We start from the raw sequence: 11,260 nt of genomic DNA, 5'->3' as shown, positions 1-11,260 counted from the left end.
GGGCGTGCGCTCCCTGGCGTGCCGTTACGTCCGTGGCGCGCGGTATCGCCCCGGGGGCCGGGACGAATGCCGCGGGTCGAGGCGATCCGTCAGGAAGACCAGCTGATCGGCGAGCGCCCGCGCCTGTCCCGGTCCGTCATAGACGTCGAGATGGTCGACGGCGTACTCGCGCAGCTGCGCCCACGTGCCGGCCCTGGCGGCCGTTCGACGCGCCGCTTCGGGCGGTGCGATGCGGTCCAGCGTGCCGACCTGCACGAGGATCGGGCAGGCCAGGCGTCCGACGAAGGTGGTGGGCCGGTTCAGCCCGACCTTCAGTGCCGCGCGGGCGCACACCTCGTTACGGAAGGTGGGGCCGGCGAACGAGGAGGCGCTCTTCAAGGCGTCGGGGAGGGTCATCATCGCCAGTGCCCCCGGGTCCCCCACGACCGGCACCTGGTGCGGCGGTCGCCCGGTGAGGGCGTGAGCGGTGTCCCGCAGCCCGTGGCCGGCCAGGCGGCCCAGCGGACGGACGCCGCCACGGCGCAGAAGGTGGGCCAAGGAGGCGAGGCCGTCCGTCACCGGCGTCAGTGACACGACCGCCGCCACCCGCCCGTCCTGGGCCGCGACCACGAGGGCGTGACCGCCGGAGTACGAGGCTCCCCACAGCGCGATCCGGTCCGGGTCGACTCCCGGCAGACGCCGCGCGGCCGCGAGGGCCGCGTGGTAGTCCTGCCGCTGGCGGCGGACCGAGACGTCCTGCCGGGGTGTGCCGCCGGAGTCACCGAAGCCGCGGTAGTCGAAGACGAACGCGTCGATGCCGGCTTCGGCGAAGGGTTCGGCGTAGTTCAGCAGGCCGCTGTCGCGGGTGCCACCGAAGCCGTGGGCCATGACCACGCACGGCCGCCCCTCCGGACCGGCCAGCGCGTCGCTCCGCGCCGGTACGTGCCAGGCGGCGCAGGTGACTCCGTGGCTCGTGAAGCGGATCTCGGTCTTCATCGCGTTCCCGTCGGCCGGGAGGTCGACCGGGCGGGCGCCGCGGGGGCGGCGGTCCTGGTGAACCTCAGCGCGTTGTCGTCGACCGGTTCGTCACGCAGCCGCTCGACGTCCTTCTCGTACGCCATCTCCACCGTCCACGGCCCCTTGGTCCCGCGGCGGGGGAACATGCCGATCCCGCGCTGGACATAGCCCGAGGTCAGGTCCATGTAGGGCAAGCGGTCCATGGCACGGTCGTTCAGGACAGGTTCGACGGTGGTGTAGCCGTGGGTGTCCATGTGGTCGAGCAGACGACAGAAGTGCTCGCAGACCAGATCGACCTTCAGCGTCCAGGAGAGGTTCGTGTAGCCCAGCGCGAACACGAAGTTGGGCACGCCGGAGAGCATCATGGCCTTGTACGCCGTCGTGTCCGGCACGTGCACCTGCTGCTTGTCGATGCTCAGCCGGATCTTGCCGAACACCGCCATGTTGAGGCCGGTCGCGGTCACGATGACGTCCGCGGCGAGTTCCTGGCCGGACTCCAACCGGATGCCGGTCTTGGTGAACCGGTCGATGCGGTCGGTGACCACCGACGCACGGCCGGAGGAGATCGCCTTGAAGAGGTCACCGTTGGGCACCACACAGAGCCGCTGGTCCCAGGGCGCGTAGTGGGGCGTGAAGTGGGTGTCGACGTCGTAGTGCCGGGGCAGCTGCCGACGCACGTTGGCGATCAGCAGTCGGCGCATCAGCTTCGGCATGCGCCGGCAGACCTTGAAGAGTCCCCGGGTGACGAAGATGTTCTTGCGCCGGACGAGGTCGTGGGCGCGCCGGTGTCCGACCAGTGTCCTGAGCGTTTGGGCGATGGCGTCCTCGGCAGGCATCGAGAACACGTAACCGGGCGAGCGCTGGAGCATCGTGACGTGGCCGGCCGTACGCGCCATGGAGGGGATGAGGGTGACGGCCGTGGCGCCGCTGCCGATCACCACCACGCGCTTGCCGGTGTAGTCGAAGTCCTCGGGCCAGTGCTGCGGATGGATCACCGTTCCGGCGAAGTCCTCGACACCGGTGAAATCGGGGGTGAAGCCCGCATCGTGGTCGTACGGGCCGGTGCCGACGAACAGGAACCGGGCCGTGAACCGCGCCTCCTTGCGACTACCGGACTGCTGGGCCGTGACGGTCCAGCGACCGGTCGCCGTCGAGAAGTCGGCGCCGATCACGCGGTGGCCGAGGCGGATGTGTCCGGTCAGGTCGTTCTCGGCGGCCGTCTGCCGCAGGTAGTCCAGGATGAGGTGTCCGTCGGCGATGGACTTCCGGTGGGTCCACGGCCTGAATCCGTAACCGAACGTCGGCATGTCCGAGTCGGACCGGATGCCGGGGTACTGGAACAGGCTCCACGTGCCACCGATCTCGTCGCGTGCTTCCAGGATCGCGAACGACGTGCCGGGGCGGTGGGTACGGAGGTGACTGGCCATGCCGATCCCCGAGATCCCGGCGCCGATGATCAGCACGTCGACGTCGTCGTGGGTGGCGGCCTCCGAGGGCGTCCGCCTGGTGGTCGTGCTGGTCACTGGTGCCTCCTGGGCGCGGGGGTGAGGGGATGCACGGGGCCGGCGGCCGCCGCTCGGGCGGCCCTCCGGCCGAGTTCGGTACGTGCGAGGGCGTTCTTGTGCGCCTCGTCGGGTCCGTCGGCGAAGCGCAGGGAACGGATGCCGGCGTAGGCGCGGGCGAGGGGGAAGTCCTGGGAGAGGCCGGCGGCGCCATGCGTCTGGATGGCCTTGTCGAGGATCCACTGGACGGTGCGGGGCGTGGCGATCTTGATGGCCTGGATCTCGGTGTGGGCGCCCTTGTTGCCGACGGTGTCCATCAGCCAGGCGGTCTTGAGCACCAGGAGGCGGAGCTGCTCGATCCGCACCCGCGACTCGGCGATCCAGTCGCGGATCACGCCCTGGCGGGCCAGTGGCTTGCCGAAGGCAACCCGTTCCGCGGCGCGGTCGCACATCGCTTCGATGGCCAGTTCCGCGACGCCGATGAAGCGCATGCAGTGATGGATCCGTCCCGGTCCCAGGCGGGCCTGGGCGATCGCGAATCCGTCGCCCTCCTGCCCGATGAGGTTCGCGGCCGGGACCCGTACGTCGTGGAAGAGCATCTCGGCGTGGCCGCCGTGGTCGTGGTCGTCGTAGCCGAAGACCTCCATCCCACGGCGGATCTCCAGACCGGGGGCGTCGCGCGGGACGAGGATCATCGACTGCTGCCGGTGCCGCTCGGCTTCGGGATCGGTCTTGCCCATGACGATGAACACCTTGGCGTTGGGGTTCATCGCGCCGGTGATCCACCACTTGCGGCCGTTGATCACGTACTCGTCGCCGTCACGGACGAGGGAGGTGGCGATGTTGGTGGCATCGGAGGAGGCGACGTCGGGTTCCGTCATCGCGAACGCGGAGCGGATCTCACCGGCGAGGAGCGGGTCGAGCCATTCCTTGCGCTGGGCCTCGGTGCCGAACATGGAGAGGACCTCCATGTTGCCGGTGTCCGGCGCGGCGCAGTTGAGCACGGCGGGGGCGAGTTCCAGGGAGCGGCCGGTGATCTCGGCGAGCGGCGCGTACTGGAGGTTGGTGAGCCCCGCGCCCTCCTCGCCGGGCAGGAAGAGGTTCCACAGCCCGCGTCGACGGGCCTCGGCACGCAGCTCGTCGAGGACGGGGACCGAGTCCCAGGCCCAGGGGTCGTCCAGGGCTCCGAGCTCCTGCTCGAACACCGGCTCGGCCGGATGAATGTGGCTCCACATCAAGTCCTGGAGGTTCTCGCGGAGCATCTCGGTACGGGGGTCGAACGCGAAGTGCATGGTCAGTGTTCCTTGAGTGCGGCGAGTCCGGCGTCCAGAAGGGGATGGACCACCTCGCCGATCCGGTCGAAGCCGGGGCCGACCGTCTGTCCCTTGAGATGGCGGTAGTGGATGCCTTCGAGGATCGAGGCGAGCTTCAAGGCCGCGAGGCCGAGATGGAAACCGAGATCGCCGAGATCGCGCGCGCTGCGGGCGGCGTAGCGGGCGACGATCTCCGCCTCCGTCAGGAAACCGGGCGCCAGGCCGGCGTCGGGAGCGATCTCGGCACCGACGAGACGGGCGAGGCGGGTGTAGAGGAGCATCAGCGCCAGGTCGGTGACCGGGTCGCCGACGGTGGCCATCTCCCAGTCGATGACGGCCCGGATCCGGCCGTCGCCGTCGACCAGCACGTTGTCGAGGCGGAAGTCTCCGTGGACGATTCCGGGACGGGCGGCGGCGTCGGCTGCGGGGGCCCGTTCCTCCAGCGCGGCGTGCAAGGTGACGGCGTCGGGCAGGTCACGGGAGTACGAGGCGCCCAGCTGGCGTCGCCAGCGCGCGACCTGGCGGGTGAGGAAGCCTTCGGGGCGGCCGAAGGAACCGAGCCCGACCGCATCGGGGTCCACCGCGTGGAGGTCGGCGAGGGTGTCGACAAGGGCTCCGGAGATCCGCCGCACCCGCGCCGGCCCGAGCGGTCCCAGGTCCGCCGCCGTGCGGTACGGCCTGCCGGGGACCGCTTCCATGACGTAGAACTCGGCGCCCAGGATGCCGGTGTCGAGGCACATGCCGTGCAGGGCGGGCACGGGGACGGGGGTGTCGGCGAGTGCCGCCATCACCGTGTACTCCCGGCCCATGTCGTGGGCCGTCGCAAGGACGTGGCCCAGGGGCGGCCGGCGCAGGATCCAGTCGGCCTCGCCATCGGTGAGGAGGTAGGTGAGGTTGGACCGGCCACCGGTGATCAAGGTGGCGGAGAGCGTGCCGACTCGCGCGTGCGGCACGGCCTCGGCGAACCAGGGGCGCAGGCGTGCGAGGTCCAAGCCCGGCGTCCTGTCGTGACACGAGCCGCCCGTCATGCTGCACCCCCCAGTGTGAAGCCGCCGTCGACGACCACTGTCTGGCCGGTCATCCACGCCGCGTCCTCGGAGAGGAGGAAGGCCGCGGCACCTGCGACGTCACGGGGAGCACCGAGCCGGCCCAGCGGGTACGCCGCCGCGACCTCCTCCTCGCGCCCCTCGTACAGGGCGCTCGCGAACTTCGTCTTCACCACGGCCGGGGCGACCGCGTTGACCCGGATACCGGGACCGAGCTCAAGGGCGAGCTCCGCCGTCAGGTGGATCAGCATCGCCTTGCTCGCGCCGTACATGGCGATCCCGGGCGCGGGCCGGATGCCGCCGACGGACGCGACATTGACGATCGCACCGCCGTGCTTGCCCATCCATGCCTGGTGGGTCTTCTGCACCCAGGACAGCGCGGAGATGCAGTTGACCTCGACGATGGTGCGGGCGACGGCGAGATCGAGTTCCGTCAGCGGGCCGTAGACGGGGTTGATCCCGGTGTTGTTGACCAACAGATCGGCGCTGCCGAAGGTGTCGATCGCCCGGGTGATGACCTCGTCGCAGTGGTCGGCGTCGGCGGTGTGTCCGGCGACGCCGAGTGCCTGGTCATGCCCGCCGAGGCGGGTGACGGCCTCGGCCAGTGCGTCCGCCTTGCGCCCGGTGATCACGACCTTCGCGCCGTCGGCGACGAGTCGTTCGGCGATCGCGAGACCGATGCCACGACTGGCACCGGTGATGATCGCGGTTCGTCCCGCGAATCTGTCGGACATGGTTCCTTGTTTCTCCTCGCACTGGGAGCGGACCGCGGAGGTGGCCGTCGGTAGGCAGGCGTCCGCAGGTGGAGCCTCGCGCCCGGGTACAGCACTCAAAATTGACTTGAATTCGAGTTTAGGTCTCGGCCTCGCGGTGTCAACCCTCTGGGCGCCGCAAGGTGCGGTTTGGCTGATGTAATGTCGAATTGTGTTCGAGAAAAAGTCGACCCTCCAGACGCCTCCGCGCCCCGCCAGGGCACAGCGTCGTGGCATCGCGCGCAGACAGGCCATCCTCGACGCCGCTGAGGCCCTGCTCGGCGAGCAGGGTTACGAGGCGGCCACGCTGAGGGGGATCGGTGAGCGAGCGGGTATCCCCGTCGCCTCCGTGTACCACTACTTCTCCCACCGCCATCAGGTCGGGGCCGAACTACTGCGACGCCATGCCGACGCACTGGACGCCCGACTCGCTGCCGCCCTGGCCGACGAGCGGCCGCGCACGCTTCCTGACGTGGTCGACACGGTGATCGACTCGCTGCTCGACTACTTCCGCAGCCACCCCGGCTGCGTCTCCTTGTGGTTCAAGAGACATCTCGCGCCAGTGAGTGCGCAGGTCCGCGCGTTCGACGAGGTCCAGGCCGAGCGGGTGTGGCGGCTCCTGGTCGCACGCGAGCTCATTCCCGCCGACCTGCCCCTCCTCGTCGTGCAGCTCGCCTTCGACGTGGGCAACCAGCTCTTCAACGCGGCCTTCCGGCACTCACCGGAAGGTGACGACGCCACGATCCGGGAAGCGCGCCGCATCGTGATCGCGTACGTGGAGACCCACATCGCCGAAAGGCGTGCCGGGCGGAACTGACCCTCCCGGGGTGGACGGGGTGGTAGAAGACCGGGGCACCACCGCACCCGCCCTCCTCGAGCGCGGCTCACGGTGACGCCCCGGCCGGGGCGAATCGCGAGCGTCCCCAGCGCGGCGACTCGCCGATCTCGCGTCACGGAGCATCCGCCCCCTCCTGGGTATGCAGACCCCCCGGGCCCCTCCGGCCCCACGGCGACCGAGCCGGCGCACCGACCGACCGAGGGTCGGCTTCGCCCAAGCCGGGGCGGCATGAAGCGCGCGTTGACGGGCCTGCGCTTGTCACCCGCCCCAACGTGGCAGCAGGCCACGGGCCGCGCCGTTCCACTTCCACCGCCAAGGACAGCGACTCGCCCATCCGTGACGACTCAGAATCGAGTTTGAGCTTAACCCTTGGGCAAGTGTCGTCAAGGCTCTCACGGCCGGAGTTCAGTTCGACGCTGCGGCCCGGGTGGTCACGCCAACTGGGCGAAGTCGCCGCTACGCCTGCCAGGTCGCTGCCACGGGCCCAGGTCAACAGGCCCACGGGCCGTGGCGGTTGACGCTGGACGATTCGCTGTGCATAAATTCGGAGTCAATTCGAGATCAACTTCGACTCTCTCGGCGCGATTCTCACGGCCTACCGCCCGGCGCGTAGCGGGACATCACGGCTGCCCCGCGCCCGCCGGAAGATCGGCTCGCTCCTCCCGTACGAGGCCGCCGCGCCCGCCACTCCTCAGCGCCCGGAGGTTTCCTTGCGCGCCCCCTTCAGCCCGGTTCCCCCAGGCGGTCCGCCCGCCTCGCCACGAGGCGTCGGCCCCCATGACGTCGGCCGACGCGTACGGCGAACGTTCCTGGTCGTCAACGCGGTACCCCTGTCCATCGGGGTGGTGCTGTCCTGCACCCCCGCGATCGCCGGTGTCACCGTGTACGGACGACTCACGCTCGGTGTCGTATGGGTCGCCCTGCAGCTCGCCCTCTTCCTCCTCAGTACGTGGTGGTACGAGGACCGGTCCACGCGACTGTGCGAGGGGGCGGGGCCGGGCACGGCCGGCAGCCCGCCCCGGGCCGGGACCGCGGAAGCGTCTTCCTCGCGGCAGCCGGGGTGGTGAGCCGGTGACGACTCCGCTTCTCCTGAGCTGGGGCACGGTCGACCCGGTCGGCTCGGCCGCCCGGGGGCCCGTGATCAGTACTTTTCTCGTCTTCATCGGTCTCTGCCTGCTCTGGGTCTTCACCCTTGCCAGCCAAGACGACAACCCCGAAAGGCTCTACATCACCGACCGTTCCCTCTCACCGGTCTTCAACGGCTTCGCGCTGGCCGGCGAGCACATCACGGTCGTCGCCCTCTTCGCGGCACCGGGAGCGGTCGCGCTCTTCGGCTACGACGGATTCGCCTCCGTCATCGCCGACAGCGTCCTCGCGCTCGGAGTGCTGCTCCTCCTCGCCCAGAGGATCCGTGACAGCGGTCACTACACACTCGGCGGTCTCTTCTCCCTGCGCGCGTCCGGTCCGGGAACACGGACGGCGGCCGCCGTCGTGACACTCGTCATCACCGTCCCCTTGCTCATGGTCCAGCTGCGCGCCGCCGGCATCAGCGCGGCCCTCCTGATCGGCATGTCGAGTCCTGCCTCGCAGGTGGCCTGCACGGTGCTGATGGGATGTCTCATCACGTGCTTCGCCGCGGTGGCCGACCTGAGGGGCACCAGCTTCGTCCAGGTCGTCAAAGTACCCGTCACGCTGGCGACGCTCGTGGTGGTCACCCTGCTGGCCCTGGACACGTTCTCATGGGATCCGGGTGACATGCTGTCGGCCGCCGCGGATCGGAGCACGGCGCCGGACACGTACTTGAGCCCCGGACTGTGGGCGCACACGGTGAACCTCGGCCCGGTGAACACGATCAGCGATCACATCGTCGTGATCCTCGGCACGGCGATGATGCCCCACCTCGTACTCCGCATCGGCGCCTCACGAAGCGGAAGGTCGGCCCGACGTTCCACGAGTCTCTCGGTGGGACTGACGGGCGCCTTCTACCTCCTCCTCGCCACGACCGGGGTCGCGGCAGCGGCGGTGGTCGGCAGCGAGGAGATCAGCGCGGTCGACGCGAACGGACAAGCAGCCCCCATCCTGCTCGCCTCCGGCGTGCTCGGGCACGCGTCGACGTGGCGCGTGGTCCTCATCACCCTCGTGGCGTGCGTCGCCTTCCTCGCGGTGCTGACCGCGGTGACCAGCGTGACCTTCGCCGCTTCGGTCTCCCTCACGCACGACGTCCTCACCCGGACCAGGCGCTCTCTCTCCGGAGCCGGAGAGATCTGGGCCGTTCGTCTCGCCGTCGTCCTCCTGTGCGTCGGAGGAATGGCGCTGTCCGTCACCTTCCACCGGTATCCCGTCGAGTTCCTGGTGAGCTTCTCCCTCGGCGTGGGGGCGACGTGCGTCTTTCCCGTACTGGTCTACTCCTTCTTCTGGCCGAGGTTCAATCGCCGGGGTCTCCTTTGGTGCGTCTACGGAGGACTCCTCACCTGCGTCGTCCTGACGGTCTTCTCCCCCACCGTTTCCGGAACTGACTACGCGCTGCTGCCGAAGGTGGACTTCAGCTGGTACCCGTTCCACACTCCGGGTGTGATCTCCGTACCGACGGCATTCCTTCTGGGCTGGCTGGGCAGCACGAGGCCGTCGGGGCGAGCCATGATCGAGTCCCAGCAGACCGATGCCGTGAAGGCATAGGGCGCCGACCGCGCCTCCGGTGCGCCCCTCCCGTACCACCGGCCGGACAGAGCTTGACAGGTTCTCGGCGGAAACCCCTAGAGTCGAAACTTGACTTGGATTCCACATCTAAGTCCATGCGCACGGATTGCCCTGTCGGCCGCAACGGGACCACCACCCGCGTACCGACGACGGCACCAGAATCAAGAGGGACTCACATGATCACGACCCCCTTCACCGAACTGTTCGGGGTGGACCACCCGGTCGCCTGCGGCGGCATGACCGGCGTCGGCACGGCGGAGCTTATCTCCGCCGTGGCCAACGCCGGTGCGCTCGGCTTCCTGACGGCGCTCACCCAGCCCACCCCGGAGGCACTGGCGGCGGAGATCGCCCGCTGCCGCAACATGACCGACCGGCCGTTCGGCGTCAACCTCACCATCCTGCCCACCATCAAGCCGGTTCCCTACGCCGAGTACCGCGCGGCCATCATCGAGAGCGGCGTGACGGTGGTGGAGACCGCCGGCAGCAACCCGGCCGAGCACGTGGCGGACTTCAAGGCCCATGGCGTCAAGGTGATCCACAAGGCCGTGGCCGTCCGGCACGCCCTCAAGGCCCAGAAGCTCGGCGTCGACGCCGTCAGCATCGACGGCTTCGAGTGCGCCGGCCACCCCGGCGAGGAGGACATCCCCGGCCTCGTCCTCATCCCGGCCGCCACACGGCAGCTGGACATCCCGGTCATCGCCAGCGGCGGCTTCGCCACCGGCAGCGGACTCGCGGCCGCCCTCGCGCTCGGAGCCTGCGCCATCAACATGGGCACCCGCTTCGTCGCCAGCGCCGAAGCCCCGGTGCACCAGAACGTCAAGGACCAGATCGTCGCCAACGACGAACGGGCCACCCAGCTGGTCTTCCGCGAGTTCGGCAACACCGGCCGGGTCGCGCGCAACGCGATCTCCGAGGAGATCGTCACCCGCTCCCGCCGCCCCGGAGCGGTCTTCGCCGACGTAGCCGACCTGGCCTCCGGCGTCCGCGGCCGCACCCGCGTGCTCCAGGAGGGACAGATGGACGACGGCCTGTGGTGGGCCGGGCAGGCCCAGGGACTCATCGAGTCCGTCGCCACCTGCGAGGAGATCGTCAGCGGCATCGTGACCGACGCCGAGAAGATCATCGGCCGCCTCTCCGACCTGCGCGGATGACCCCGGCACCGACACCGCACCACAGAGACAGGAACCCACCCCCATGACCTGGACCACCCTCCACCACAGCATCGACGACGGCATCCTCACCGTCACCCTCGACCGGCCCGGCCGCCTCAACGCCTTCACCCCCACGATGGCCGGGGAACTTGAGCGCACCTTCACCGAGGTCAACGACAACGACGACGTGCGCGCCGTCATCGTCACCGGCGCGGGCAAGGCGTTCTGCGCCGGCATGGACCTCGGCTCCGAGGGCAACGCGTTCGGGCTCGACGAGTCACGCACGCCCACTCTGGCCGACCTGCGCGACCTGAACGACCCCGCCGTCAGCCGGGTCCGGGACACCGGCGGACGGGTCACGCTCGCGATCCACGCCTGCCGCAAGCCCGTGATCGCCGCGATCAACGGCGCCGCCGTCGGGATCGGCGCCACCATGACGCTGGCGATGGACGCCCGGCTGATGTCCACCGACGCGCGCTTCGGCCTGGTCTTCGGCCGCCTCGGCATCACACCCGAAGCCGTCTCCACCTGGTTCCTCCCCCGCCTGGTCGGCATGCCCAAAGCGCTGGACCTGCTGTACTCCGCCGACATCCTCGACGCCCAGGCCGCCGCGAAGGCCGGCCTCGCCACCGAGGTCCACGACCCCGACCAGCTCCTGAAGCGCGCCGTCGAACTGGCGGACCGCTGGACCCTCGGCCGCTCCCGGGTCTCGACCGCGTTGATCCGCCAGATGACGTACCGCAACGCCTTCCTGGACGACCCGCAGGACGCACACCGGGTCGAATCCCTGGCCATGTTCTACTCCAGCATCGGCGACGGCGCCGAGGGCGTGGCGGCCTTCCGCGAGAAGCGCTCCCCGGTCTTCACCCAACGGGCTTCCGCGATGCCGCCGTTCTACGACGAGTGGCTCGATACGCCCGCGTCCTGAGGACCGGCCATCGGCCCGCGCGCAAGGCTTCCTGCCC

At 69.8% G+C, this 11,260-nt stretch carries 9 protein-coding genes; 4 read left to right on the top strand and 5 right to left on the bottom strand.

Going from position 1 to position 11,260, the window contains the following annotated elements; translation table 11 throughout:
• Positions 1-24 precede the first annotated feature (24 nt).
• From ABFY03_RS33100 to ABFY03_RS33080, 5 genes are read right to left on the bottom strand one after another with little or no spacing between them, the layout of a single operon-like run.
• A complete protein-coding gene (locus ABFY03_RS33100) occupies positions 25-975 on the bottom strand; it encodes an alpha/beta hydrolase (protein ID WP_346171610.1) in 951 nt (316 codons plus the stop codon).
• Positions 972-2,519: a flavin-containing monooxygenase gene (locus tag ABFY03_RS33095; RefSeq protein WP_346171609.1), complete on the bottom strand. Its 1,548-nt coding sequence runs from the start codon at positions 2,517-2,519 to the stop codon at positions 972-974. The genes ABFY03_RS33100 and ABFY03_RS33095 overlap by 4 nt, the downstream gene beginning before the upstream one ends.
• Positions 2,516-3,790, bottom strand: coding sequence for an acyl-CoA dehydrogenase family protein (locus tag ABFY03_RS33090; RefSeq protein WP_346171608.1), 1,275 nt, complete (start codon positions 3,788-3,790; stop codon positions 2,516-2,518). Before ABFY03_RS33090 ends, ABFY03_RS33095 begins: the two co-directional genes overlap by 4 nt.
• A 2-nt stretch (positions 3,791-3,792) precedes the next feature.
• Entirely contained in the window at positions 3,793-4,839 is a 1,047-nt protein-coding gene (locus ABFY03_RS33085) for a phosphotransferase family protein (protein WP_386723799.1), read from the bottom strand.
• On the bottom strand, positions 4,836-5,591 hold the full coding sequence (locus tag ABFY03_RS33080; protein ID WP_346171606.1) for an SDR family oxidoreductase: 756 nt from the start codon (positions 5,589-5,591) through the stop codon (positions 4,836-4,838). The genes ABFY03_RS33085 and ABFY03_RS33080 overlap by 4 nt, the downstream gene beginning before the upstream one ends.
• A 190-nt stretch (positions 5,592-5,781) precedes the next feature.
• Between ABFY03_RS33080 and ABFY03_RS33075 the strand changes: the two genes are divergently transcribed.
• The 4 genes from ABFY03_RS33075 (at position 5,782) to ABFY03_RS33060 (ending at position 11,223) form a co-directional block, all read left to right on the top strand.
• Complete coding sequence (locus ABFY03_RS33075) at positions 5,782-6,426, top strand: TetR/AcrR family transcriptional regulator (protein ID WP_346171605.1); 645 nt, start codon at positions 5,782-5,784, stop codon at positions 6,424-6,426.
• A gap of 1,092 nt (positions 6,427-7,518) precedes the next feature.
• Positions 7,519-9,123 carry a sodium:solute symporter family transporter gene (locus ABFY03_RS33070; protein WP_346171604.1) on the top strand — a complete coding sequence of 535 codons (1,605 nt, stop codon included), beginning with the start codon at positions 7,519-7,521 and terminating at the stop codon, positions 9,121-9,123.
• Positions 9,124-9,320: 197 nt separating this feature from the next.
• Positions 9,321-10,295, top strand: a complete 975-nt coding sequence (locus tag ABFY03_RS33065) for an NAD(P)H-dependent flavin oxidoreductase (protein WP_346171603.1) — start codon at positions 9,321-9,323, stop codon at positions 10,293-10,295.
• 43 nt (positions 10,296-10,338) lie between these two features.
• The gene (locus ABFY03_RS33060) at positions 10,339-11,223 is read left to right on the top strand and encodes a crotonase/enoyl-CoA hydratase family protein (RefSeq protein ID WP_346171602.1); all 885 of its coding nucleotides are present in this window, start codon (positions 10,339-10,341) and stop codon (positions 11,221-11,223) included.
• Positions 11,224-11,260: the final 37 nt, after the last annotated feature.

Origin of the sequence: Streptomyces roseofulvus, from assembly GCF_039534915.1 — a bacterium.
GTDB classification, from domain to species: Bacteria; Actinomycetota; Actinomycetes; order Streptomycetales; family Streptomycetaceae; genus Streptomyces; species Streptomyces roseofulvus.
The sequence above is the reverse complement of the archived record's forward strand: the minus strand, read 5'-3'. Positions and strand labels throughout refer to the sequence as shown.

Bases quoted from the DNA above. Each gene is read 5' to 3' on its own strand.
- ABFY03_RS33100 (WP_346171610.1), bottom strand. From the start codon at position 975: ATGAAGACCGAGATCCGCTTCACGAGCCACGGAGTCACCTGCGCCGCC.
- ABFY03_RS33090 (WP_346171608.1), bottom strand. From the start codon at position 3,790: ATGCACTTCGCGTTCGACCCCCGTACCGAGATGCTCCGCGAGAACCTC.
- ABFY03_RS33085 (WP_386723799.1), bottom strand. From the start codon at position 4,839: ATGACGGGCGGCTCGTGTCACGACAGGACGCCGGGCTTGGACCTCGCA.
- ABFY03_RS33080 (WP_346171606.1), bottom strand. From the start codon at position 5,591: ATGTCCGACAGATTCGCGGGACGAACCGCGATCATCACCGGTGCCAGT.
- ABFY03_RS33065 (WP_346171603.1), top strand. From the start codon at position 9,321: ATGATCACGACCCCCTTCACCGAACTGTTCGGGGTGGACCACCCGGTC.
- ABFY03_RS33060 (WP_346171602.1), top strand. From the start codon at position 10,339: ATGACCTGGACCACCCTCCACCACAGCATCGACGACGGCATCCTCACC.